The 25,071-nt window shown below is 69.0% G+C and carries 24 protein-coding genes; 12 read left to right on the top strand and 12 right to left on the bottom strand.

The window, feature by feature from the left end; genetic code table 11:
* Positions 1-130: 130 nt before the first annotated feature.
* Complete coding sequence (locus tag DTA15_RS14540; RefSeq protein WP_006491111.1) at positions 131-1,243, top strand: porin; 1,113 nt, start codon at positions 131-133, stop codon at positions 1,241-1,243.
* A 9-nt stretch (positions 1,244-1,252) separates the two neighbouring features.
* Entirely contained in the window at positions 1,253-2,305 is a 1,053-nt protein-coding gene (locus DTA15_RS14545) for a nucleoside hydrolase (protein WP_006491123.1), read from the top strand.
* Between the two features lie 39 nt (positions 2,306-2,344).
* Here DTA15_RS14545 and DTA15_RS14550 read toward each other — a convergent pair whose 3' ends face one another.
* Positions 2,345-3,253 carry a LysR family transcriptional regulator gene (locus DTA15_RS14550; protein WP_006495136.1) on the bottom strand — a complete coding sequence of 303 codons (909 nt, stop codon included), beginning with the start codon at positions 3,251-3,253 and terminating at the stop codon, positions 2,345-2,347.
* Positions 3,254-3,347: 94 nt separating this feature from the next.
* On the opposite strand from DTA15_RS14550, the gene DTA15_RS14555 reads away from it, so the two are divergent.
* The 3 genes from DTA15_RS14555 to DTA15_RS14565 are packed head-to-tail and all read left to right on the top strand — an operon-like array spanning position 3,348 to position 6,413.
* Positions 3,348-4,697 (top strand): NCS2 family permease, encoded by a 1,350-nt coding sequence (locus DTA15_RS14555; RefSeq protein WP_006491121.1) that lies wholly within the window; start codon positions 3,348-3,350, stop codon positions 4,695-4,697.
* 44 nt (positions 4,698-4,741) lie between these two features.
* Entirely contained in the window at positions 4,742-5,842 is a 1,101-nt protein-coding gene (gene add, locus DTA15_RS14560; protein ID WP_006491124.1) for an adenosine deaminase, read from the top strand.
* Complete coding sequence (locus DTA15_RS14565) at positions 5,811-6,413, top strand: hypothetical protein (RefSeq protein WP_226245377.1); 603 nt, start codon at positions 5,811-5,813, stop codon at positions 6,411-6,413. The genes add and DTA15_RS14565 overlap by 32 nt, the downstream gene beginning before the upstream one ends.
* Before the next feature lie 165 nt (positions 6,414-6,578).
* Here the strand turns inward: DTA15_RS14565 and DTA15_RS14570 are convergent, their stop codons facing one another.
* Positions 6,579-8,810, bottom strand: coding sequence for a penicillin-binding protein 1A (locus tag DTA15_RS14570; RefSeq protein ID WP_020979680.1), 2,232 nt, complete (start codon positions 8,808-8,810; stop codon positions 6,579-6,581).
* Between the two features lie 124 nt (positions 8,811-8,934).
* On the bottom strand, positions 8,935-10,443 hold the full coding sequence (gene pdxR / locus DTA15_RS14575) for a MocR-like pyridoxine biosynthesis transcription factor PdxR (RefSeq protein WP_012493558.1): 1,509 nt from the start codon (positions 10,441-10,443) through the stop codon (positions 8,935-8,937).
* Between the two features lie 124 nt (positions 10,444-10,567).
* Between pdxR and DTA15_RS14580 the strand changes: the two genes are divergently transcribed.
* On the top strand, positions 10,568-11,206 hold the full coding sequence (locus tag DTA15_RS14580) for an FMN-binding negative transcriptional regulator (RefSeq protein ID WP_006490066.1): 639 nt from the start codon (positions 10,568-10,570) through the stop codon (positions 11,204-11,206).
* Between the two features lie 50 nt (positions 11,207-11,256).
* On the opposite strand, the gene DTA15_RS14585 is transcribed toward DTA15_RS14580, so the two are convergent.
* Positions 11,257-11,838 (bottom strand): thioredoxin family protein, encoded by a 582-nt coding sequence (locus tag DTA15_RS14585; protein ID WP_006490070.1) that lies wholly within the window; start codon positions 11,836-11,838, stop codon positions 11,257-11,259.
* Between the two features lie 233 nt (positions 11,839-12,071).
* Between DTA15_RS14585 and DTA15_RS14595 the strand changes: the two genes are divergently transcribed.
* Both DTA15_RS14595 and DTA15_RS14600 read left to right on the top strand, forming a co-directional pair.
* Complete coding sequence (locus DTA15_RS14595) at positions 12,072-12,812, top strand: response regulator (RefSeq protein ID WP_006490080.1); 741 nt, start codon at positions 12,072-12,074, stop codon at positions 12,810-12,812.
* Positions 12,809-14,131 carry an ATP-binding protein gene (locus tag DTA15_RS14600; protein ID WP_006490055.1) on the top strand — a complete coding sequence of 441 codons (1,323 nt, stop codon included), beginning with the start codon at positions 12,809-12,811 and terminating at the stop codon, positions 14,129-14,131. The genes DTA15_RS14595 and DTA15_RS14600 overlap by 4 nt, the downstream gene beginning before the upstream one ends.
* 63 nt (positions 14,132-14,194) lie before the next feature.
* Here DTA15_RS14600 and DTA15_RS14605 read toward each other — a convergent pair whose 3' ends face one another.
* From DTA15_RS14605 to DTA15_RS14620, 4 genes are all read right to left on the bottom strand, one after another.
* Positions 14,195-14,806: an alpha/beta fold hydrolase gene (locus tag DTA15_RS14605; RefSeq protein ID WP_006490057.1), complete on the bottom strand. Its 612-nt coding sequence runs from the start codon at positions 14,804-14,806 to the stop codon at positions 14,195-14,197.
* Positions 14,807-14,863: 57 nt separating this feature from the next.
* Positions 14,864-15,598 (bottom strand): metallophosphoesterase family protein, encoded by a 735-nt coding sequence (locus DTA15_RS14610; RefSeq protein WP_006490078.1) that lies wholly within the window; start codon positions 15,596-15,598, stop codon positions 14,864-14,866.
* 97 nt (positions 15,599-15,695) lie between these two features.
* Complete coding sequence (locus DTA15_RS14615) at positions 15,696-16,232, bottom strand: GNAT family N-acetyltransferase (RefSeq protein WP_006490074.1); 537 nt, start codon at positions 16,230-16,232, stop codon at positions 15,696-15,698.
* Positions 16,233-16,244: 12 nt separating this feature from the next.
* Complete coding sequence (locus DTA15_RS14620; RefSeq protein ID WP_006490064.1) at positions 16,245-16,877, bottom strand: LysE family translocator; 633 nt, start codon at positions 16,875-16,877, stop codon at positions 16,245-16,247.
* 305 nt (positions 16,878-17,182) lie between these two features.
* On the opposite strand from DTA15_RS14620, the gene DTA15_RS14630 reads away from it, so the two are divergent.
* From DTA15_RS14630 to DTA15_RS14640, 4 genes are all read left to right on the top strand, one after another.
* A complete protein-coding gene (locus DTA15_RS14630; protein ID WP_006490059.1) occupies positions 17,183-18,376 on the top strand; it encodes a porin in 1,194 nt (397 codons plus the stop codon).
* A 97-nt stretch (positions 18,377-18,473) separates the two neighbouring features.
* Positions 18,474-18,905: a GFA family protein gene (locus tag DTA15_RS14635; protein WP_006490053.1), complete on the top strand. Its 432-nt coding sequence runs from the start codon at positions 18,474-18,476 to the stop codon at positions 18,903-18,905.
* Between the two features lie 171 nt (positions 18,906-19,076).
* Positions 19,077-19,250, top strand: a complete 174-nt coding sequence (locus DTA15_RS38575) for a hypothetical protein (protein WP_006490061.1) — start codon at positions 19,077-19,079, stop codon at positions 19,248-19,250.
* Between the two features lie 100 nt (positions 19,251-19,350).
* Complete coding sequence (locus tag DTA15_RS14640) at positions 19,351-21,279, top strand: NHL repeat-containing protein (protein WP_020979510.1); 1,929 nt, start codon at positions 19,351-19,353, stop codon at positions 21,277-21,279.
* A gap of 44 nt (positions 21,280-21,323) precedes the next feature.
* Here DTA15_RS14640 and DTA15_RS14645 read toward each other — a convergent pair whose 3' ends face one another.
* The 4 genes from DTA15_RS14645 to tetH are packed head-to-tail and all read right to left on the bottom strand — an operon-like array spanning position 21,324 to position 24,878.
* Positions 21,324-22,262 (bottom strand): c-type cytochrome, encoded by a 939-nt coding sequence (locus DTA15_RS14645; protein ID WP_006493755.1) that lies wholly within the window; start codon positions 22,260-22,262, stop codon positions 21,324-21,326.
* On the bottom strand, positions 22,259-22,957 hold the full coding sequence (locus DTA15_RS14650; protein WP_006493751.1) for a c-type cytochrome: 699 nt from the start codon (positions 22,955-22,957) through the stop codon (positions 22,259-22,261). The genes DTA15_RS14645 and DTA15_RS14650 overlap by 4 nt, the downstream gene beginning before the upstream one ends.
* Positions 22,958-23,010: 53 nt before the next feature.
* On the bottom strand, positions 23,011-24,078 hold the full coding sequence (locus DTA15_RS14655; protein ID WP_006484810.1) for a molybdate ABC transporter substrate-binding protein: 1,068 nt from the start codon (positions 24,076-24,078) through the stop codon (positions 23,011-23,013).
* Between the two features lie 8 nt (positions 24,079-24,086).
* Positions 24,087-24,878, bottom strand: a complete 792-nt coding sequence (gene tetH, locus DTA15_RS14660; protein WP_012493556.1) for a thiosulfate dehydrogenase — start codon at positions 24,876-24,878, stop codon at positions 24,087-24,089.
* Positions 24,879-25,071: the final 193 nt, after the last annotated feature.

Consider the following 25,071-nt stretch of genomic DNA (forward strand, 5'->3'; position numbering starts at 1 on the left):
GATGAGAATAAATCCGTTTTATTGAGATATAAGGAAAGCAAACTTTTATTATCCGATCCGGGTTCGTATAGTCGAGTCCAGTTTCGCGGAACCCTGCCGCGCCTGGACCACCACCGACCACACGACCCGCATGAAAACTCTCTACAAGCTCGCTCCGCTCGCGATGCTCGGCGCCTTCGCGACCCATGCCTGTGCGCAAAGCAGCATCACGCTGTACGGTCTGATCTCGGCCGGTGTCGGGTTCGCGACGAACCAGGGTGGCAAGAATGCATGGCAGGCGCTGTCCGGCACGAACCAGAACCCGCGCTGGGGGCTGAAGGGCAAGGAGGATCTCGGGCAGGGGCTGTCCGCGGTCTTCCAGCTCGAGAACGGCTTCAACGTGATGACGGGCACGGCCGCGCAGAACGGCCGCGAGTTCGGGCGCATGGCGTACGTCGGCCTGGCCGACCGCACCTACGGCTCGCTGACGTTCGGTCGCCAGTACGACGCGATCCACGACTACATCGGGCCCGTGATCATCGCGAGCAACGGCGTGAACATCGGCGACAACGACAACGGTTACAACGACATCCGCGTGCAGCACTCGGTGAAGTACGTGAGCCCCGTCTACTACGGGCTGAAGTTCACCGCGCTGTACGGCTTCAGCAATGCGACCGGTTTCGCGAACAACAGCGCGTACAGCTTCGGGCTCGGCTATGAGCGTGGCCCGCTGCGCTGGAGCGCGGTCTATGCGCAGTACAACCATCCTTACAGCGCGACGAACCAGGACGGCGCGATCGCGAACGACTACGCGTCGCCGCTGCTGATCTTCAGCAAGAGCGCGATGACGCCGGCCGCGTATGCGAGCCGGCAGCGGATCGCGGGCACGGGCGGCTTCTACACGATCGGCCGCGCGCAGTTCGCCGCGATGTTTACCGACGTGCGCTACGATTACCTCGACAATTCGCATCTGCACCTGCAGAACCTGGGCGTGAACGTCGTCTACACGATGACGCCGCAGCTCTTTCTTGGCGCGGCGTATGCATTCACGAACGGCAAGTACGACGTGATCGACAAGCGTCCGAAATGGCACCAGGTGAACCTGCAGGCCGATTACTTCCTGTCCAAACGCACCGACGTCGCGCTGACGGTGATCGCGCAGCAGGCGGCCGGCGACGCGGATCATGCGCAGATCTTCGCGTATGCGCGTTCGACCGGCACGCGCCAGATGATGGCGACGCTCGGCGTCCGGCACGTCTTCTGAGCACCGACCATGACCCATCCGATCGCATCCCGCCGCACCTTCCTGAAACTGTCGGCCGCGCTGGCCGGCACCGCGCTGCTCCCCGAAACGGGCGCGTTCGCGGCCGGCGGCGACGCCGCGCGCCGCACGGTGATCATCGATACCGATCCGGGGCAGGACGACGCCATCGCGATCCTGTTCGCGCTCGGCGCGCAGGACCGGCTCGACGTGCGCGCGCTGACGGCCGTGGCGGGCAACGTGCCGCTCGACCTCACCGAACGCAATGCGCGGATCATCCGCGACTGGGCTGGCCGCACGAAGACGCTGCCGGTGTACGCGGGCTGCCCGCGCCCGCTCGTGCGCGACCTCGTGACGGCCGCGAACGTGCATGGCAAGACGGGGCTCGAAGGCGTCGAACTGCACGCGCCGCGCGCGCCGCTCGCCGCCGGTCACGCGGTGTCGTACCTCGTCGATACGCTGAGCCGCGCGGCGCCGAACAGCGTGACGCTGTGCGCGCTCGGCCCGCTGACCAACATCGCGACCGCGCTGGTCGAGGCGCCGCAGATTCGCGCCGCGCTGCGCGACATCGTGCTGATGGGCGGTGCGTTCTTCGAGCGCGGCAACATCACGCCGGCCGCCGAGTTCAACATCTACGTCGATCCGCAGGCGGCCGACGTCGTGTTCGGCAGCGGCGTGCCGATCGTCGTGCTGCCGCGCGACGTCGCGGTGAAGGCGCCGATCACGCCGGCGCGGGTCGCGCCGTTCCGCGCGCTCGGCAACCGCTGCGGCGCGATCGTCGCGGACATCATGGAAGCGGAACTGGCCTACAACAAGAAGCGGCGCGGGATCGACGACGCGCCGATGTACGACCCGACGGCCGTCGGCTATCTCGTCGACCCGACGCTGTTCGGCGGACGCAAGGTGAACGTGGTGGTCGAGACGACCGGGCAGTGGACGCTCGGCGAGACGATCGTCGACTGGAACGGGCGCAGCGGCCGTGCGGCGAACGCGACGTGGATCAACGAGGTCGACGCGGACCGCTTCTACGCGACGCTCGTCGAGCGCATCGCGAAGCTGCCCTGAACGCGCGCGGCAAATGCGGCAAGCGCGGCGGACGCGGCATCAGATGTGCTTCGCAATCCACTCGCGGCACGCGCGCACGTGCGGGCCGCGATCGTCGGCGGCGAGCGAGATCAGCGAGATCGCACGTGTGACGCGCGGTTTGTCGACACGCAGCGCGACGAGCTCGGGATCGTGCAGATGCATCGTGTAGAGGCTCGGCAGCACGGCGGTCGCGAGACCGTTGCGCGCGAGCGCGTAGAGCGGCTCGGTGTATTCCATCCGGTACGTGACGTTCAGGCGCAGCTTCCCGGCGCCGCCGGTGCGATGCAGCGATTCGCTGACGCTGCCGCGCACGAACACCGCGAGTTCGCGATCGACGAGCTTCGCCCACGTGACGCTCTTCGCGCGGGCGAGCGGATCGTCGTGCCGCACGACGATCACGATCTCGTCCTCGAACAGTTGCTGGTAGCGCAGCGTGCCGTCGTCGCTATCGGGTTCGCGCACGCCGATGCCGAGATCCGCGACGCCGTCGCGCACCGCTTCGACGAGCGCGCTGTTCGGCAAATCGGTCAGCGTGAAGCGCAGCGTCGGGTGCGTGCCGCGCAGTGCGTTGAGCGCGGGCAGCAGGCGGCCCGCGACCGACGGAATGAACGCGATGCGCACGGTCTGGATGCGTTCGCCGATGAGCCGCGTCATGTCGTCGAAGGTGCCGCGCGCCTGGTTGAGCAGGCGTTCGGCGAGCGGCAGCACGGCTTCGCCCGCGGTGGTGAGCGTGAGGCGATGCGCGGTGCGGGCGAACAGGCGGCCGCCGAGCAGGAATTCGATCTGGCGGATCGACGCGGTGAGCGCGGGCTGCGTGAGCGACAGCGCCTGCGCGGCCTGCGTGAAGCTGCGTGCGTGCGCAAGGACTACGAAGTGCTGGACTTGCCGCAGCGTGAGCGCGGGCAGCAGCGACGAGCGGTCGGACATCGGGCAATGACGGTCGGGAAGCGGTACGCGGCAGTATAAGACCGCGCCGCACGAACCGACACAGGACAATAATCGGAATCACAGGAGAACCACCATGTCAGCGACTGACACGATGCCGGCACGTGCGCCGGCCAACTGGCTCGAACGCCGCTTCGCGCTCGCCGCGCGCGGCACGAGCGTGCGCACCGAGACGATCGCGGGCGTCACGTCGTTCCTCGCGGCCGCGTACCTGCTCGTCGTGATCCCGTCGCTGCTCGCGACGGGCGGAATGGAGCGCGGCGCGGCGACCACCGCGACGATCGTCGTGTTCGTGCTGTTCACCACGCTGATGGGGCTCTACGCGAACCTGCCGTTCCTCGTCGGCCCCGGTATCGGCGGCTCGGTGATCATCGGCGTGACGCTCGCGACGACCGAGCACGTCGGCTGGCAGACGGGCCTCGGCATCGCGTGCGTGTCGGGCGTGCTGTTCTTCCTGCTGACGATCCTCGGCGCGCGCGGCGTCGTGGTGCGGCTGATTCCGGTGCAGATCAAGCTCGGGCTCGGCGCGTCGATCGGGCTGTTCGTCACGATGCTCGGGCTGCGCAATGCGGGGATGGTCGTCGCGAACGCGAAGACCAACGCGTTCGCGCTCGGCGACTTCTCGCGGCCGGGCGCGCTGGTCGCGCTGATCGGCCTCGCGGTGGCGATCGTGCTGCAGGCGCGCAAGGTGCCCGGCGCGATCCTGATCGCGATCCTCGTCGCGGCCGCGGCCGGCGTGCCGCTCGGCGTCACGCACCTGCCGGCGTCGTTCGTGTCGCTGCCGCACAGCATCGCGCCGATCGCGTTCAAGCTCGATATCGGCAGCGCGTTGAGCCTGGCCGCCGCGCCGTACCTGTTCGCGTTTTTCGCGGCGGAATTCTTCTCGACGCTCGGCACCGCGCTCGCGGTCGGCGCGAAGGCGAACCTGCTCGACGAACAGGGCAACCTGCCGGACATCAACCGGCCGTTCCTCGTCGATTCGCTCGCCGCGACGCTCGGGCCCGTGTTCGGCATTCCGGCGCTGACCGCGCTGATCGAATCGGCGGCGGGCGTCGAAGCCGGCGGCCGCAGCGGGTTGTCGTCGCTGGCTGCCGCCGTGCTGTTCGCCGCGATGCTGCTGTTCGTGCCGGTCGCGCTCGCGATCCCGAAGGAGGCGACCGCGCCGGCGCTGATCCTGATCGGGCTGTCGATGTTCGCGACGATCCGCCATACGCATTTCGACGACTTTACCGATGCGCTGCCCGTGATGTCGATGGTGCTGCTCACGCTGATGTCGAACAGCTTCGGCACCGGCATTGCCGGCGGGCTGCTGTGCTACGTGCTCGTCAAGCTGCTGGCCGGCCGCTGGCGCGACGTGTCGTGGGGGCTCGTCGTGCTTGCGATTCCGCTCGGCTATTACTTCTGGACCGTCGTGAAGCCGCACTGAGAGACGGCTTCGCCACGCATCGCACTACCGAAAAAGAGACTGAGATGAAGGGAACACCAGGCAACGTCCCGGCCGCGCGCACGGGCATCGACATCACGCCGGCCCATCGGGCCTTCTTCCACGCGCTGCCGAAGGTCGAGCTGCACTGCCATCTGCTCGGCGCGGTGCGGCACGACACGTTCGTCGCGCTGGCCGAACGCAGCGGCGCACCGATCGAGCGGTCGGAGATCGACGCGTTCTACGCGCGCGGCGAGAAGCCGGTCGGCGTGCTGCACGTGCTGCGTGCGCTCGACAAGTACCTGCTGACGCAACCCGACGACCTGCGCCGAATCGCATACGAGTATCTGGAAGACGCGGCCGCGCACAACGTGCGGCATGCGGAATTCTTCTGGAATCCGACGGGAACGGTGCGCGTGTCGGGCATCGCGTATGCGGACGCGCAGGCCGCGATCGTGACGGCGATCCGCGATGCCGCGCGCGATTTCGGGATCGGCGCGCGCCTGATTCCGAGCATCGATCGCGAGCAGGACCCCGACGAAGCGGTTGAGATCGTCGAGTGGATGAAGGCGAATCGGGCGGACGAAGTCGCGGGGCTCGGCATCGACTATCGCGAGAACGACCGGCCGCCCGAACTGTTCTGGAAGGCGTACCGCAATGCACGCGCGGCCGGCTTTCGCACGACCGCGCATGCGGGCGAGTTCGGGATGCCGTGGCGCAACGTCGAGACGGCCGTCGATCTGTTGCAGGTCGACCGCGTCGATCACGGCTATACGGTCGTCGACAAACCCGAGCTGTGCGCGCGCTACGCGGAGCGCGGGATCGTGTTTACCGTCGTGCCGACGAATTCGTACTACCTGCGCACGCTGCCGCCGGAGCAATGGGCCGAGCTGCATCCGATGCGCAAGATGCCGGGCCTCGGGTTGAAGATTCATCCGAATACCGACGATCCGACGTTGCACAAGGTCAATCCGGCCGAGGCGTGGGAACTGATGTTCAGTCATTTCGGCTTTACCGTCGCCGACCTGAAGCAGTTCATGCTGAACGGGATCGACGGCGCGTGGGTCGACGACGCGACGAAGGCGGCGTGGCGTGCCGCGTGGGCGCCGGAGTTCGATGCGCTCGCTGCAACGCTCGCGGCGGGCTGAGCCAGACTGGCACACGCCGCTTGTGTTCGCTATATTGGCGTCCGGCAGCACCCTGTCGTGGCGCCGCCGCCGTGCGCGCCCGCGCCGGCATTCCAATAGCAATTCGAACCTGAGAGGCTCCACCGTGCGTATTCCCGCTTTCTGTCTGATGTTGTTCGTCTCGCTGTCCGCGCGAGCCGGCACCGCCTGCGATGCGTTACTCGGCGATTACGCGCCGGCCGCCGGCAAGCCCGCGACGATGCGGGTCGAGAAGGTGGGGAGCGACATCGTGCTGCGCGCGCGTGAAGCCGGGCGCTGGAGCGTCGATACGGCGCCGGTGCACGTGGCTGAACTCGATATGGACGGTCCGGAGAAGCCGCCTGCCGACGCATGCGTGCTGGAGGTGCCGGGCGGCCAGATCATCAGGATGCCGATCGGGACACCGTACCAGGTCACGTCCATCACGGGCAACGGCTTCACGACGAAGCGTTCGACCACCGGCGTCCTGCTGCTGATGACGCAAGGCTTCCAGGTCGACGGCATCGAGCTGTATCGGGTCGCGCGCAGCGGCGCTTCGCCGTCGGCGCCGTGAAGGCCGTTGCCGCGCGCGGACGGCACCGTGCTGCACCCGCCGCATTACACGCGGCTCGGCGACGCTGCGCTGTTCGATGACGATCGCGACGGCGTGCCCGTGTGGCTGTACGCGGACGGGCACATGATGACGACGCCTCGGTAGCCCGGCGCGCAGCCACCCCGATCAGCGAAAGAACCTCAACCAGTCGAACAGGCCCGAATGCGGCTGCGCGCGCCGCCTCGGCGCCGGTGCGCTGCGCGGCCGGAAGTCGGGCGAGAACTGCACGTGCGGATCGATCGCCTGCGCGCGCAACGCCGCATCGTAGAACGACCCGACGATCGGCAGCGCGCTGTGCGCGCCCGCGCCCCAGTAGTCGCTGCGCAGCGTCACGCTGCCGTCGTCGAAGCCGACCCACGCGCCGGCCACGAGTTGCGGATGCATCAGGATGAACCAGCCGTCGGTGTTGTCCTGCGTCGTGCCGGTCTTGCCCGCGACGTCGATGCGAATCCCGTAGCGCGAGCGGATGTCCGCGCCGGTCCCGTAGTCGACGACGCCGCGCATCGCGTCGACGAGCGTCTGCGCGGCGGCCTCCGGCAACGCGCGCTCCGGCGGCGCGCTGCCGAACGCGGCGAGCACCTTGCCGTCGCGATCCTCGATGCGCGTGATCGTCTGCGGTGCGACGTACACGCCGCGGTTCGCGATCGTGCCGTACGCGGACACCATCTCTTTCAGCGTGACCGGGCTCGTGCCGAGCGCGAGTGACGGCACCGCGTCGAGCGGGCTGTCGCGCACCCCCATCGCACGGGCGAGCTGCGCGACCTTCGCGGCGCCTTCGCGCTGCATGACCTGCGCGGTGATGCGGTTGCGCGACAGCGCCAGCCCGTCGCGCAGGGTCATCGGCTCGCCGGTCGGTGGTTCCGCATCGGTCGGCCGCCACACGGCGCGGCCGTCGATCGGGATCGCGACGGGGCGGTCGACGAACGTGTCGCCCGGCCGCATCCCGTCCGCGAACGCGGCGCCATAGACGAACGGCTTGAACGTCGAACCCGGCTGGCGCCGCGCCTGCGCGACGTGATCGAACGGCGCGCTGCCGAAATCGGGGCTGCCGACCCACGCGCGGATCGCGCCGTTGCGCGGATCGATCGCGACGAAGCCGGCTTGCACCTGCGTCTTGCGCGCGCACAGCGCCCGCATGAATTCGCGATTCGCGCCGAGTTGCTTCAGCGCAACCACGTCGGCGAGCCCCGTGTCGCGCGCCTGGCGATACTCGGGCGTCTGGCGCATGAAGCCGCGGAACAGGTCGTTGCGCAGCCCGCAGCCGGACGGCCCGCGCCAGGCGCCGTCGGCGATCGCCTGCAGCCGTTCGGTCTGCCGCGTCAGCGCCTGCGTGGCCATGTCCTGCAGCCGCGCATCGAGCGTCGTGCGCACGACGAGGCCGTCCGCGTAGAGATCGTAGTTGTTGCGGTCGGCCCACGCGATCAGCCACTTGCGCAGTTGCACCGCGAAATGCGGCGCGAGGCCCGGCTGCGCGGTCTGCGGTTCGAAGTCGACGCGCAGCGGCCGGCGCTGCAGTTTCGCGAGTTGCGGCGGCGACAGCATGCCCATCTGCGCCATCCGGCCGAGCACGATGTTGCGCCGCTGGACCGCGCGTTCCGGATTCAGCACCGGGTTGTAGTAGCTGTTGCCCTTCAGCATCCCGACGAGCGTCGCGCTTTCCGCGATGTCGAGCTGATTCGCCGACTTGCCGAAGTAGGTGCGTGCGGCCATTTCGACGCCGTACGCGTTGTACAGGAACGGCACGGTATTCAGATAGGTTTCGAGGATCTCGTCCTTGCTGTACACCGCTTCGATCTTGAACGCGGTGATCAGCTCCTTCACCTTGCGCGTGAGCGTCGGCGCGCGGCCGATTTCGTCCGGATACAGGTTGCGCGCGAGCTGTTGGGTGATCGTCGAGCCGCCCTGGCGGCTGCCCGAGAACGTATGCAGGCCGGCCGCGAGCGTGCGGCGCAAGTCGATGCCGTGATGTGAATAGAAGCGGTGATCCTCGGTCGCGATCAGCGCGTCGACCATGTGCGGCGAGATCTGCCTGAGCGGCACCCATTCGCGGTTCACGGGCCGGAACTCGGCGATCAGCTGGCCGTCGGCCGACAGCACGCGCGCGGGGCGGTCGATGCGCGCCTTGCGGATGTCGCCGATGCTCGGCGTGAACGGAACGAACGCGAGCAGGACCAGCAGGCCCAGCACCGGGATCGCGGCGAACGTCAGCGCCACGCCGCGCCGGGTCGGATGGCGCAGGCGATGCAGCGCGCCGGCGCCCAGCGCACCGAGGCGCGTGCGGCAGGCGGCGGCGAATGGCGCGACACGGGCGCGGCAACGGAGCCACGCGTCTCGGAGCAACGGCACGAAGCGATTCAAGGCGGCAGGGGCGCGGAAGGAAGACGCGCGATCCTAGCAAACGGAACCCGCGCGCCGGCGGCCGAAACGGCCGTTTGCTTGCAGGATTTACAGACGATTACGTTTGTTGCCCGCCGACAACCTTTTACCGCCCGCGGGGCCGCGATTCCACCGACGAAACCACGTCCGCGAGCCGTTGCGCGGCCGCTTCCATCTGCGCGCGGCCGAATCCGCCGAAGCCGAGCACCAGCCCGGGGCGCGCGGTGCCGGGCGCGAACATCGGCGACACCGCGCGCACCGCGACACCGGCCCGGGCGGCGCGCGCGACCACGTCGAGATCGTCGATGCCGGCCGCGAGCCACAGCACGACGTGCATTCCCTGGTCGCCCGGCTGCACCCACGCGCGCTCGCGCGGCAGTCGCGCGCCGAGCGTGTCGATCAGCAGCGCGCGCTGTTCCGCATAGACGCCGCGCACGCGGCGGATGTGGCGGTCGAGATGGCCGTCGGCGATGAACGCGGCGAGTACGTGTTGATCGGCGGTCGGCGCGTGGCGGTCCATCAGTACGCGCGCGCCGCAGAACGCCGGCACGAGATCGTCGGGCGCGATCACGTAGCCGAGCCGCAGCGATGGAAACAGGATCTTGCTGAAGGTGCCGAGATAGATCACGCGATCGGGCGCGAGGCCTTGTAGCGACGGGAACGGATACCCTTCGTAGCGCAATTCGCTGTCGTAGTCGTCCTCGACGACCCATGCGCGGTGCGTGCGCGCCCATGCGAGCAGCGCATTGCGGCGCGCCATGCTCAACGGCATGCCGAGCGGGTACTGGTGCGACGGCGTGACGAACGCGGCGCGCGCATCGGGGGCGAGCCGGATGCCGGCGTCGACGTCGAGGCCGTCGGCGTCGACCGGCACGCGCACCATCGCGTCGCGCCGCCCGGTGCTTTCGAGCAGCGCGGTGATGCCGCGGTAGGCCGGATTCTCGACCCACGCGCGGTCGGTGTCGCCGAGCAGCACCTGGCTCGCGAGATGCAGCCCCTGCTGCGTGCCGCTCGTGATCACGACCTGGCCGGCATCGCAGCGCACCGAGCGCGACCGGCGCACGTAGTCGGCGATCGCTTCGCGCAGCGGCAGCGCGCCTTGCGGATCGGCATAGCCGGACGGCGCGCCGGCGCCGCGGGCGCGCAGGCGATTGCCGAGCCGGCGCCAGATGTCGTCGGGCGCGGTGAGGCCGAGCGGCACCGAGATCGCGAACGGCATCGCCGGCAGCGGGTTGAATTCGTCGGCAAGCCGCGCGAAGGCGGCGGCGGGTTCGGGCAGGGCGTCGCGTACCGGGCGTTGATGGCGGGTGGGTGGTTCGGGTTCGTCGACGGGTGGCGGCTCCGCGAGCGCGTGCGCGACCCGCGTGCCCGCACCGCCGCGCGATTCGAGAAAACCTTCGGCGATGAGCTGTGCATACGCGTCGACGACGGTGCCGCGCGCCACCTGCAGCGACGCCGCCAGCAGCCGCGTGGACGGCAGCGTGTCGCCGGGCCGGACGTCGCCGCGGCGCACCGCATCGCGCAGCGCCTGCGCGAGCTGGCGGCTCAGGTCGCCGGCCGCGCGATCGAGCGCGCCGAGCGACGGGATTTCGACGATCCGGGCCGTTCTTGCCATGATTCTGGTCTGCTGAAATTGTTTCAAACCGGCTCTACAGGATAAACCAGTTTAAGGCCACAATCGACGTATGACGGGCCTGCGCCCGCGCCCCTTTCCCACCCCGTACGACCGTGGAGCCGACATGTACATCCCCGCCGATTACAACGAACCCAATCCGGACGCGCTGCGCGAGCTGATCGTGCAGCACCCGTTCGGCAGCCTGATCACGCACGGCAAGAGCGGGCTCGATGCGATCCACCTCCCGTTCGCGCTGATGCCGGGCGATGGCGGGCTCGGCGAGCTGCATGCACACGTCGCCCGCGCGAATCCGGTCTGGCAGGACGTCGCGGACGGCGACGAGGTGCTCGTGATCTTCCGTGCGGGCGACGCGTACATCTCGCCGACCTGGTATCCGAGCAAGCAGGCGACGCACCGGGAGGTGCCGACCTGGAACTACCGGGTCGTGCATGCGCACGGCCGCATCACGGTGCGCGACGACGAGAAGTTCGTGCGAGGCGTGGTCGCGCGGCTGACGCGCACGCACGAAGCGTCGCAGCCGGTGCCGTGGAAGATGGGCGACGCGCCGCAGGACTACATGGACGCGATGCTGCAAGCGATCGTCGGGCTGCAGATCGAGATCACGCAGCTCGTCGGCAAGCGCAAGCTCGGGCAGAACAAGCCCGCGGCCGATATTCGCGGCGCGGGCGAAGCGCTGGTCGCGGACGGCCAGCTCGCGATCGGCGAGGCGATGCTGGCGGAGGCCGGCGCGAAGCGCGAATGAGCGCATGACCGCCGCGCGCGGGCGCGTGGCGAGCCCGCGCGCGGCCCCGGTCACGGCGTGCGCGTCGCACCCTTCGTCCCGTCCCCCGCCTGCGCGAGCGCGCCGCGAATCGCGGCTTCCGTCTTGTCGTACCCGCCTTCGCCATAACGCGTATAGACGATCTTGCCGTTCGCATCGATCAGGTACAGCGCGGGCCAGTACTGGTTGCCGTATGCGCGCCACGTGTCGTAGCGGTTGTCCTGCGCGACCGGATACCGGATGTCGAAGCGCCTGATCGCATCGGCCACGTTCTTCGCGTCGCGTTCGAACGGATATTCCGGCGTATGCACGCCGACCACGACGAGCCCCTGGTCGCGATACTTCCGATACCAGTCGTTCACGTACGGGATCGTATGAATGCAGTTGATGCACGAATACGTCCAGAAATCGACGAGCACGACCTTGCCGCGCAACTGGTCGAGCGTCAGCGGCGCGCTGTTGTGCCAGCGGTCGATGCCGGTGAAACCGGGCGCCGCCATGCCGGCCGGCGCTGCCTGCACACCCGCGTCGTCGCGGGTGCCGGCGAAGGCGGCGAGCCCGGCCGTGGCGGCGAGGGCGATGACGAGGGCGGCGGTCTTGAAGCGGGGCAGCATGGCGTTCTCCTGATCTTTGGGGCCGCGGCGGGAGGGCGGCGGCCGGACGGGTTTCGACAGGCCCCATTAGGCGGCGCCGACGTATCCGCGATGTGTCCGGCCAGCCGCGCGTATGCAATGTTGTGTGTCGTCGCGGCGCCGCGATACATTGCGATACAAACGCGTGCCCGCCGTGCGGTATAAAAGCGGACATCGCCCCGCCCGAACCCCGACACCGATACCGGCAACGACTCATGGACAAGCTCGACCACGTGCTGATCGTCGACGACGATCGCGCGATCCGCGAACTGATCGCGGACTACCTGGAGAAGAACGGCATGCGCGTGTCGCTGGCCGCGAACGGCCGCGAGATGCGCAACGCGCTGGACGACGGCGCGCCCGACCTGATCGTGCTCGACCTGATGCTGCCCGGCGAGGATGGCCTGACGCTGTGCCGCGACCTGCGCGCCGGCAAGTTCCGCACGGTACCGGTGCTGATGCTGACCGCACGCGGCGAGGAAACCGACCGCATCATTGGTCTCGAGATGGGCGCCGACGACTACCTGGCCAAGCCGTTCGCGGTGCGTGAGCTGCTGGCGCGGATTCGCTCGGTGCTGCGCCGCGCGCGCATGCTGCCGCCCGGCATGCAGGTCACGGAAACGGCCGCGCTGCTCGCGTTCGGTGAATGGCAGCTCGACACGACCGGGCGCCATCTGCTCGACGCCGAAGGCACGCTGGTCGCGCTGAGTGGCGCCGAATACCGGCTGCTGCGCGTGTTCCTCGACAACCCGCAGCGCGTGCTGACGCGCGACCAGTTGCTCAACCTCACGCAAGGGCGCCAGTCCGACCCGTTCGACCGCTCGATCGACCTGCTGGTGAGCCGGCTGCGCCAGCGGCTGCGCGACGGCGCGCGCGAGCCGCGCTACATCAAGACGCTGCGCAACGAGGGCTACGTGTTCTCGTCGGCCGTGACCGCCGTCGACGGTACGCCATGAGCGCGCGCACGCTGTGGCGCTGGCCGCGTTCGCTGTTCGCGCGGCTCGCGCTGATCCTGTGCGTGGGCCTGGCGCTCGCGCAGACGCTGTCGTTCTGGCTCACCGTGACCGAGCGCGACCAGGCGACCACGAACCTGATGATGGGCTACATCGAGCGCGAGGTCGCGAGCTCGGTCGCGTTGCTCGACCATCTGCCGCCCGCCGAGCGCACCGCGTGGCTGCCGCGCCTCGCACGGCGCAGCTATGCATTCATCCTCGGGCCCGGCGAAACCGGCACGCCGCCGGAGGCGCGGCTGTCGGCGCGCGTCGAGCGCTCGATCTCGGACGGTATCGGCGGCGACTATCCGCTGACCGCGAATTCGATCCCCGGCGACCGCGAACATCTGCAGGTGCATCTGCGGCTGACCGACGGCTCGCCGCTGACGATCGACATTCATCCGATGTCGACGGTGCCGCTGTCGGGCTGGCTGCCGGCCGTGCTCGTGGTGCAGCTCGCGGTGCTGGCCGCGTGCTGCTGGCTCGCGGTGCGGCTCGCGACGCGGCCGCTCAAGCAGCTCGCGCAGGCCGCCGACGCACTCGGCCCCGACCTGAAGGGCGAGCGGCTGAGCGAAGACGGGCCGTCGGAAGTCGCGCGCGCGGCACGGGCCTTCAACGCGATGCAGGACCGCATCGCGCAGTACATGGCCGAGCGCATGCAGATCCTCGCGTCGATCTCGCACGATCTGCAGACGCCGATCACGCGGATGCGGCTGCGCGTCGACGTGATGGACGACGACACGCAGGGCGCGAAGCTGCGCCAGGACCTGCTGGAGATGGAGCATCTGGTGAAGGAGGGCGTCGCGTACGCGCGGACGCTGCACGGCACCGAGGAAGCCGCACGCCGCATCGACGTCGACGCGCTGCTCGACAGCATCGTGTGCGACTACACGGATGCGGGGCAGGACGTCGCGCTGCACAGCCGCGCGCCGCTCGCGCTCGTCACGCGGCCGAAGGCGCTGCGCCGCATCGTCGGCAACCTGGTCGACAACGCGCTGAAGTTCGCGGGCGCGGCCGAGATCGACGTGCGGGCGGCGCCGGACGGCGGCGCGGTGATCGCGGTGCTCGACCGCGGGCCCGGCATTCCGGACGACCAGCTCGACGCGGTGTTCGAGCCGTTCCGGCGCGTGGAGACGTCGCGCAATCGCGATACCGGCGGCACGGGGCTCGGCCTCGCGATCGCGCGGCAACTGGCGCTGGCGATGGGCGGCACGCTCACGCTGAGCAACCGGCCCGACGGCGGCGGGCTCGAAGCGACGTTGACGCTGAGGAACGCGGGGTGATGCGACGCGGCGCGCGAGCGTCGCGGTGTCGGGCGCGTGCTGCGGCGTACGACGGGAGCGACGTCACGCGCGGTGCAGATGCTGGTCGACGAGCGGCGCGAGCGCTTGCGCATGCACGGCCGCGAGATCGTGCCGGCCGCCCGGTACGACGTGCAACCGCGCATCGGGCAGCCGTTCGAGCAGGCGCCGGCCGGCCGCGACCGGGCTGATCGGATCGTCGTCGCCCCACAGCAGCAGCGTCGGCTGCGCGATACGGCCGATGTCCTGAGACAGGTCCGCACGCAACGTCATGAACCAGTCCGGCAACCGCGGGTTTGCCTCGGCGAAACCGGCGCGCCAGTCCTGCGCGCCGAGTCCGGCCATGTCGAGGCCGCCGGACGTGACCGTCAGCACGAGATGCGTGACGAGATCCGGCTTGTCGAGCGCCGCGCGCATCGCGATTACGCCGCCCATCGATTGCGCGATCACGGCGGTCGGCCGGTCGACGCTTGCGAGCACATGACGCACGAGACCGTCGAAATCGTCGACGGCTGGATCGCGCGGCGTGTCGCCGAAGCCCGGATACGCGACGATCCGCCGCTCGGCCGGATGCGTGAGCCTGCCGGCCAGCGGTTGCCAGAATGCGGTGCTGCCCGATGCGCCGGGCAGGAAGAGCAATTGCGATGGAGCGGGCATGGCGTGTTGGTGTTCCGGTAGTCGGAGCGAAGCGGGACGACGAGCGGCGCGAGCGCGTCAGCAGCGGCCGGTGCGCAGCGCGACGGTCCAGTCGTCGCGCCCGCGCGCGGCCGCGGTGGCGGCGGCCGTGTGCCAGTCGTATTCGACCGCATGGAATTCGACGTTCCAGCCGGCCGCCGTGCGCGACACCATCGCGTAGCGCGCGTGCGGCGAGCCCGTCTCGATCCGGTGCGGATGCGGCAGGTCGTCTTCATATGCCTGCAGCCCGACGCTGCCCGGATTGACGATCAGCCTGCCGTCGTCGAGCCGTGCTGCACGCGGCACGTGCGTGTGGCCGCACAGGATCAGCGACGCCGCCGTGTCGCCCGCGCGCTGCGCGACTTCATCGGGCGTGGCCGCGCGGCAGCCGTCGGGCGTGACCGTTTCGAGGAAATAGACGAGATCGCTGGCCGGCGTGCCGTGCACCATCAGCACGTCGCCGTCGAGCGTCAGGCGTTCGGGCAGCGCGGCGAGCCAGTCGAACTGGTCGGCGCGCAGCGTGTCGTGCGCCCAGCGATCCGACAGCCGCATCGCGTCGCGCTCGCCGGTGAGCAACTGCCGTTCGTGATTGCCCTTGACGGTCGGCAGGTCGAGCGCGATCAGGCGGTCGGCCGTTTCGGCCGGATGGAGCGCGCCGGACACGATGTCGCCGAGATTGACGATCACGTCGGCGCCGCGGCGGCGGACGTCGTCGAGCACCGCGTCGAGCGCGGCGAGGTTGCCGTGGATGTCGGAGAGCGCGGCGATTTTCATGGCGGCAAGTCGATGTGGGGAATGGCGATTGTCGCCAATTCGGCGCGGGTCGTGCAATCGCGTCACGGCATCGGCGCGCGCGGCCGCGAGCCGTGCGTCAGTCGGTCGCGAGGCGTGCGTACATCGCGAAGTCGCCCGGCGTGCCGCGCACTATCTTGTAGGCGCGCAGCAACCCTTCGTAGCGGTAGCCGCACTTCTGCAGCACGCGCGCGGAGCCTGCGTTGCTGGTCAGCACGACCGCCTGCATGCGCATGAAGCCGCCGTGCGTGAACGCCCACGCGGTGACGGCTTCGCATACCGCGCTCGCGATGCCGCGCCCCCAGTGCGACGGCGCGAGGTCGTACGCAATTTCCGCCGAGCGGTTCACGGTCGACACCGTATGCAGCCCGATCGTCCCGGCGAGCGCGCCCGACGCGGTGTCGACGATCGCGAGACGCCGGATCGAATCCGGATCGGTCGATTCGATGTTGTCGAACAGCGGCAGCAGATCGTCGGGCGAGCGCAGGTTCCAGCTCGTGTGGCGGAAAACGTCGGGATTCGACAGGTACGCGTACCACGCATCGAGATCCGCGCGTTCGAGTTGCCTGAGCGACAGGCCGGGGAAACCGGCGCGGGGCGGCGTGGCGATTTTCATCGAGCCCGGCGCCTACGCGGCATGGCGCCGGTACAGCGCCAGCGAACCGGCGAGTGCGAGCAGCATCGCGCCGCACGTGCGCTCGAGCCACAGCGCGCCCGCGCGTTTCAACAGCCGCACCGCGCGTGCGCCGAGCAGCGCGTAGCCGAACATCACGACGCCGTCGAGCAGCGCGAACGTGACCGCGAGCGCGACGTACTGCGGCGCGAGCGGCGCGGATGGATCGAGGAACTGCGGCAGGAACGCGGAGAAGAAGAGATAACCCTTCGGGTTCGTCACCGCGGTCAGGAAGCTTTTCGCGAAGATCGACGCGTTGCGCTCGGTTGCCGTGCCGTGTTGCGCGGCCGCGACGTCGAGCGCTCCCTTCGACGTCAGCAGCCGGATGCCGACATAGGCGAGGTAGGCGGCGCCGAGCCACTTCACGACCGAGAACCAGAACGCCGACGCCATCAGCAGCGCGCCGAGCCCGAGCGCGACCGCGACGATCAGCACGAAGTCGGACAGCATCGCGCCCGCGAAACCGTAGGCCGCGCGGCGCACGCCGTAGCGCGAGCCGTTGGTCAGCGCGAGCAGCACGGTCGGGCCGGGTGTCGCGATGCCGACGAATGCGACAGCGGCGAAGATCAGCAGGGTCGTTTCATGCATGTTTGAACTCCCGATGGAGGGCGCGCGTTCGATTATCGGGGGCGTCGGCCCTCGCTGTACAGGCGCGGCAGTGAGCGGCGACGGCCACGCCCGAACTATCTCAATTTCGACAAGAAACTGTTGTCATTATTCCGCTTTGGAACGAAACCGGTTCCAACTACCATACCGGCCGCAGCGGGCATGCCCGCCGCGTCGTCGCGCGTGGACGTCGCCGGTCTCGCACCGCCGGCGGATGTCGGCGCCCGCGCGCGCCACTCGCAAACAGCCAGCCAGAACAACGGGCTCACCGCCCGGAGACATACAACATGAACAAGCAACTGATCGCAGCGCCGCTGCTGCTCTCGCTCGCGGGTATCGCCGCCGCGCAAAGCTCCGTCACGCTGTACGGCATCGTCGACGCGGGCGTGACCTATCGCAGCAACGAGCGGGTCGGCTCGGCGGGCGCGTACACCGGGCACTCGAGCGTCGGCCTCACGACCGGCAACCTGTCCGGCAGCCGCTGGGGCATCAAGGGTTCCGAGGATCTCGGCGGCGGGATGCGCGCGCTGTTCGTCCTCGAGAACGGCTTCGACATCTCCAACGGTACGTCCGGCCAGGGCGGCCGCCAGTTCGGCCGCCAGGCGTTCGTCGGGCTCGGCAGCAACCGCTACGGCACGATCACGCTCGGTCGCCAGTACACGTCGCTCGACGATTTCGTGAGCCCGGTGGGCCCATCGTCGTTCATCGGCGGCTTCGGCGCGCACCCGGGCGACATCGACGATCTCGACCAGACCGCGCGCGTCGACAGCTCGATCAAATATACGAGCGCGAACTACTCGGGCTTCACGTTCGGCGCGCTGTACGGCTTCGGCGGCCAGCCGGGCAGCATGAAGCAGCGCAACACGTGGAGCGTCGGCGCCGCGTATGCGGCGGGGCCGCTGCGCGTGGGTGTCGGCTACGAGCGCTCGGACAACAGCAAGACGGGCGCGACCGATCCGACGGCGGGCAAGTGGCAGAGCACCGATGACGGCCTGTTCAATTCGTCGATCAACGAAGGCTATGCGAGCGCGCAGTCGCAACAGGTGATCGCGACGGGCGCGACGTACGACTTCGGCCCGGCCGTCGTCGGCGTGAACTACAGCAACGTGCAGTACCGCAGCGGCGCGCAATCGCTGTTTTCCGGCCATGCGACGTTCAACGTCGCCGGCGTGTTCACGCGCTGGAACGTGCAGCCGCAGACGCAGCTGTTCGCCGGCTACAGCTACACGCGCGGCAGCGACGTCGACGGCATCGACAACCGCGCGCAGTATCACAACGTCACGCTCGGCGCGGTCTACGACCTGTCGAAGCGCACCAGCGTGTACCTGCTCGGCGCGTACCAGCATGCGTCCGGCACGACGCTCGACGCGCTCGGCCGGCCGGTGGCCGCGACCGCGTCGGTGTCCGACAAGGCGAACGGTCACTCGTCCGATTCGCGCTCGCAGGCGATCGTGAGCCTCGGGCTGCGCCAGAAGTTCTGACGCGGCGGTCGTTGCGCGTGCAACGGGGCCCGCGGCCGATGCGGGTCACGTTGCATGCATGCTTCTATACTGTCGCCTCGCTTTTCGAGGAGACGACATGACCCGAACGCTTTCCGCGCGCTGCCTGTGCGGCGCCGTGACCGTCACGTTGCGCGGCGAGCCGGCCGCGCGTGCGAACTGTCATTGCGCGACCTGCCGCGATTTCTACGGCACGCCGATGCTGTCCGCGACCGCATGGCCGCCGGAGCAGGTGACGATCGACGGCGGCCACGCGACGTTTCCGCATCCGTCGAAGTCGATGGCGCGTACGTGGTGCGCAGCGTGCGGCGAGATCGTGTTCGGGACGAACCGGCTCGGCATGCGCGTCGTGCCGAACAGCCTGACCGCGCGAGCGCACGGCGGGCCATTGCCCGGCGACCTGCAGCCGACGATGCACCTGTTCTACCGGCAACGCGTGCTCGACGTCGTCGATGCGCTGCCGAAATACGTCGACGGCTGGGACGGCCCGACGCTCGATCCGGCGAACTGAACGATCGCCGCCGCGTGCCGGTACGGCCGGCGCGCGGCTTTCCCCGCTGCATTCCGCTTTCCTTCCTGTTTTCCCTTCCTGCACGAAATCGCAAGCGCCGGGCTCGCCGGATAATATTTTTTCCCTTTCATTTTAATTTCTATTTGTAATAATCAAAACGATCGCCGGGGAATGAAAAAGCAATGCGCTCATATCAGAAAAAATGACGCATTGGCATTGGATGACCCGGAAGAAAATGCCGGGGAATGCGCCGCGACAGCGTGGCTGGAAGGCCGTCGTGGCGTGGGTTCGCAGATTTTTCGATCATTGACGAAAAAGCGCCGGACGGCAAAAGGCGTGCAGTGAATAATTCGGGGTAACGGCGAATGCGCATTTGCCTGAATCACCAATATTTCATGCGCCGCGATTTACAGTGTCGACCATGGTTCGTCTGGGAGCATTATTCATGTCAATGAAACAAATCCGCGCGGTGTTGCTGGGAATGTGCATGGCGATGCTGGCGCCGGCGAGCCACGCGCAGGCGCAATACTCGACCGACTGGCTCGCGAACACCTACGGCACGCTCGCCTCGCACGTCGGCAACGGCGCGCGCTCGATGTGGGTCGCGCCCGAAGGCGTGATCTACACGGCGTCGCGCTGGGACGAGAACGCGGGCGGCGTCGCGATCTACCAGAACGGCCAGCCGCTCGGCACGATCGGCATCCACGACGAATTCCAGGGCGGCGCGATCACCGGCAATTCGACGTCGCTGTTCGTCGCGCTCGGCTACAACCGCACGTTCGGCAGCGGCTCGGTGGGCCGCTACAACCGCAGCACCAACCAGCGCGACCTGCGCATTCCGGTCAGCACGTGGACGGGCATCCAGTATGCGGACGTCATCACGGGCCTCGCGACGGGCGGCAACCTGCTGTACGTGAGCGACTTCTACGGCAACCGCGTGCGCGTCTATACGACCGATGGCGTGTGGCAGCGCGACATCGGCGTCACGGGGCCCGGCGCGCTGGCGCTCGATGCGGCCGGCAACCTGTGGGTCGCGCGCAAGAGCGCGGGCGTCGTCGCGCAGTTCAGTCCGACCGGGGCGGCGATGAACACGCTGCAGATGGCGGCCGGCGCGCGGCCGGCGTCGCTGTACTTCGATGCGTCGATGGGCCGCCTGATGGTGGGCGACGAAGGGCCCGACATGAACATCAAGGTGTACGGCGGGCTGCCCGGGCTGCCGGTGCAGGTCGGCACGTTCGGCGTGCAGGGCGGCTATCTCGACACGACGACGGGCATCAAGGGGCAGGTCGGCGACAAGCGCTTCACGCGCGTCGCGGCGCTCGGCAAGGATGCGGCCGGCAACCTGTACGTGCTGAACAACGCCTGGGGCGGCGGCTGGGATCTCGGCCGCAACGGCAGCACCGATCTGCATTCGTACAGCCCGATCGGCACGCTGCAATGGAAGCTGCAGGCGCTGAACTTCGAGGGGATCGCCGCGCCCGATCCCGCGACGGACGGCACGTTGTTCTTCAGCGGCAACAACGTGTATACGGGCACCGCGGGCGGCACGTTCGTCGCGAACACGGTCGATCCGTTCACCTATCCGAAGGACCCGCGCCTCGACATGAACGACTATCAGCGTGGCCAGCACTTCGGCCAGCTCGTGACGGTCGGCGGCAATCGGATCCTCGTTGCGTCGGGCCAGAACCCCGGCAACTTCAACTTCTATTACTTCAACACCGCGAGCGGCTACATCGCGATTCCGGCCGGCTCGCTGCCCGGCAAGCCGTTCAACACGACGCTGCAGGTGACGGCCGGTTTCGACATCGACGGCAACGGCGACGTGTGGGCCGGACTGAACGGCTCCAACGCGATCACGCGCTACCCGATGACGGGCTTCGACCCGACGACCGGCAAGCCGTCATGGGGCAAGCCGGTGACGACCGCCGTGCCGGGCAGCGTGGCGCCCGTGACGCGCATCATCTACCAGGCCGACAGCGACACGATGATTCTTGCGCAGGGCCTCGCGGGCAACTGGGACTGGACCGCGATGAACGGGCACATCGAGGTCTATCACGGCTGGAAGAACGGCAACACGAGCACGCCGAACCCGGTGATCAACCTGACGAGCGCGAACCCGAAATCGATCGCGGCCGCCGGCCACTACCTGTTCGTCGGCTACGTGCACACGGTGCCGAACATCGACATATTCGACCTGAACACCGGTGCGTTCGTCACGACGCTGACGAACTCGAACCCGTCGGCGATGGACGTCGGCAACGACGTCGATTCGATGTACGGCGTGCGCGCATACCTGCGCTCGACCGGCGAGTACGTGATCACGAAGGACAACTACAACGGGTCGAGCATCGTCGTGTATCGCTGGCGTCCGTGACCGCGCCGGCCGCGCGGGCCGTATCGACCGGCGCGGCCTGATCGTCAGGGCGCGCCGAGCACGCGCCCGTTCACGCTGCGCCCATACATCGAGTCGGGTGAATCGTGGAACTTCGCGCGCGTGTCCTGCACGGAACCCGTGAAGCGCGGGTCCTGCGGGCGTTCGTGGCTGTCCATGAAGGTTGCCACGTCCCACGCTTCCTGATCGGTCAGCGTGCCGCCGAGCCCGAGCGGCATGTTGGCCTTGATGAAGCCGGCCGCGTTGCGGATGTCGCCCATCCCCGCGCCCCAGTTGAACGAGCGCGCGCCCCACAGCGCCGGGAACACCGGTTTGCCGCCGCTCGACTGGCCCTGGCCGTCCGCGCCGTGGCACAGCGCGCAGTGCTGCGTGTAGACGGCCGCGCCGCGTGCGTAGTCGGCCTTCTGCGCCGGCGGTGGCAGTTTCGGGAACCCCTGGCCCGGCAGCTTCGTGCCGACCGGCGCACCCTTCGCGAGCCAGTACGAATAGGTTTCGAGCGCGACCAGGATCGGATCGCCGGCCGGCGGCGCCTTGCCGTTCATGCTGTAGCGGAAGCAGCCCTGCAGGCGCTCGGCGAACGTGTTCACGTGGCCGTTCTTGGCGCGGTACGCCGGATACAGCAGGTAAGCGGCCCACATCGGGCTCGAATCGGGCCGGCGGCCCGCATCGAGATGGCAGCTCGCGCAGGTCAGCTTGTTGCCGACGTACTTGCCCGCGAACGCGGGCGTGTGCAGGAAGATCTGCTCGCCGAGCCTGACGGTCTTGCCGAAGTCGTCGGCGGGGATCGCGGATTCGGGCGGCGGCGTGAACGGTTTCGCCGCCGGCGCGGCGGCGGGCGCGGGCGGGGGTGCGGAAGCGGCGGCCGGTGCGTCCTGCGGTGTCGCCCCGAACGCGAGCGCGGGCAGCCACGCCGCGCCGAGCAGCGCCGTGCGGGCGCGGCGGATCAGCGTCGTGCGATCGGTCATCGCTTGTCTCCTTGCGCGGCGCCGCCGCGTGCATAGTAGGCGGCCACCGCGTCGATGTCGGCGTCGGACAGCTTGCCGGCGATCATCGGCATCAATCCCATCGGCCCGGGCGGCCGCGTGCCGTGTTGCCAGCCGTGCAACTGACCGGCGAGATACGCGGCCGGCTGCCCCGCGAGCGGCGGAAACGCGGTGCCGACGCCGAGGCCGCCGGGGCCGTGGCATTGCGCGCACGCGGGCAGGCCCTGCGACCAGCGCCCGCGCGTCGCGAGCCACGCGCCGGTGTTCGCCGGATCGATCGACGCGTCGTCGGGGGTGAAGACGCCGGCCGGCGCGGGCAGGCTTGCGAAGTACGCGGAGACCGCGTCGCGCTCGCGCGGCGACAGCAGTTTCGAGAGCGGCTGCATGACCGGATTCTGACGGCTGCCGTCCGCGAACGCGGCGAGCTGCGCGGACAGGTACGCGGCGTTCGCGCCCGCGAGGCGCGGGAAGCCGGCCGCCGCGTTGCCTTCGCCCTGGCTGCCGTGGCAGCCGATGCAGGCGGCGACGCCCGTCGCCGTGCCTTGTGTCGCGATCGTCTTGCCGGACGCCGCGTCGTCCGCATGCGCGTGGCCGGCCAGCAGCGCGGCCGCGGCGAGCAGCAGCGGTGCGAACCGGCGTCGCGATGGTTCTCGCCGTATAGCGACCCTGTCGTTCACGTGTCCCCTCCTTGTTGTGTATGTGGCGCGCGCGCCGTGCAGCGGCCGGACCGTCAGCTTGCGGCAGGCACGTCCTGCGCCGGCGCGAGATGCGGCGTCGGCTGGTTCGCATCATATCGGCCGAAGCCGTAGCGCCGGAAAATCCCGAACGCTTCGGGCGACCGGATGAACGCGAGCCATGCACGCGCCGCTTCCGGGTGCGGCGCGTCCTTCACCATCGCGCCTGCGTAGATCGCCGTCGTATTCTGCTCGGCCGGAATGTCGACGTGCATCAGCGGATGCCTGACCTGTTCCTGGAACGCCGCTTCGGACTGCCACAGCACCCCCGCGTCCGCGCGGCCCTGCATCAGGAACAGCGCCGTTTCCCGATGGTGGATATGCGTGAGCTCGGCCGTGCCGGCGCGCACCTTGTCGTCGTAGACGGCGCGTGCGAGCGCGTCGCCGCCGGCTTTCACGAGCGACGCGCGGATCTGCCGCGCGACGCCTTCGAAGGCCGGGTTCGGCATCGCGAGCGTCACGTCGGGCCGCGCGAGATCGCCGAGCGACGCGATGCGTTTCGGATTGCCGGCGCGCACCATGATCGTCAGCTGGTTCGTCACGTACGGCACGGCCGGGCCCGCGAGCGTGCCGTCCGCGATCAGGTCGTTGATCTTGCCGAGCCCCGCGAAATACGCGTCGGGCTTGACCGTCCACGTCATGTTGCCGACGGTGATCGTGCCGCCCGCGTGGATCTGCTTGACGAGCAGGCCGGGCGGAATCGTTTCCCAGTAGATGCGGCCGCGATACTCGGGATGGTCTGCCTCGAACTTCGCGACGAGCGGCGCCATCGCGAAGAAGTAATTGCCGCCGACGTACAGCACGAGCTTCGGCGCGGTGAGGTCGCCGTGGAAATCGGCGAGCACGTCGACTTGCGGCACCGTGAATTCGAGGCCGCGATGGATCGCGTCGTTGTTGCGGCCGTCCTGCCACGGCGGAAAGAGGCGTGCATCGGTGTCGGCGGGGGCGGCGAGCGCAAGCGCCGAGGCGCAGCACAGCCATGCGGCCAGCACGGCGCGCGGCGTGCGCGGGCGGCGGCGCGCCGTGGACGATTGCCGGGGCGGTTTCATCCGGATCGAGGTCATCGCGGTGCTCATTTCGCGTACGTGAAACCGGCCTGCTGCAACTCGGGCAGCGTGCCGACCGCGCCCGGCGTGACGATCGCGGACGGAATCACGTGGTTGGTCAGGTCGGCCGCGAGTGCGTCGAGCGGCAGCTTGTCGGGGTTCGCATTCGCGCCGTCGAGCCGTTCCGCGAGTTCCCAGATCGCGTTGTGGCACGACAGGAACACGATGCCACGCTGCTGCAACGCGGCGATGCCGTTGTCATGCGACGAGAATGCGCCGTCCGGTAGTTCGTGGTCCTGTGCGCCTTTCGCTTGCGCCGGTTTGGCGTCGAGCAGCGTGTTGGTCGGGAACGCGGCGCCGGCGAATTTCGCGAGGCCGTATTTGTCCCACGCGATCCGATCGAACAGCGCGAGATGCGCGCTGCCGTGAGTGGCCGACACGACGAGGAAATCCGGATGGCCGTACGACCAGATCTGCGCGTTCAGCGAATTGCGCATCAGGTTCAGCCACGGGCCGCCGAGCTCGGTGTTGTCCCACACCTGCTTCGGGCCGCCGCGATAGCCGATGACTTCGGTGAGCGCCGCGTGGTCCCACTGGTCGGGGCGCTCGAGGATCATCGGCACCGTCTTGAAGTCGCGCCGTCGCGGGGTTGCCGCGAGGCGGCGCGTGAGGTCGGCGAGGCGCGCGGCGCCGCCGGGCAGCAGCGTGCCGGTGTCGGGTGCCGCGGCGTGCGCGGGGCGCGTCGCCGCGAGCAGGACGGTGCCGGCCGCGAGGCCAAGTGTCTTGAGTGCGTCACGGCGCGCATGCCGGTCGGACATCGAGCTCTCCCAGATCGTTTTTGTGGGGGCGAGCTGCATCGCCGTGCCGCAGCGCTGCGTCGCCATCGCGTAGCCAGTCTAGGGGCGCGCGATCGATACCGGAAATCGCGATATCGGATGGGAGCTATTCGGGGGCCCGATGATTGACCGCGAGGCGGGCGCCGCCGCGTTGCGCGGCGACGTGAAGGCGGCA

The sequence above is a fragment of the Burkholderia cenocepacia genome, assembly GCF_900446215.1.
Lineage (GTDB): Bacteria > Pseudomonadota > Gammaproteobacteria > Burkholderiales > Burkholderiaceae > Burkholderia > Burkholderia cenocepacia.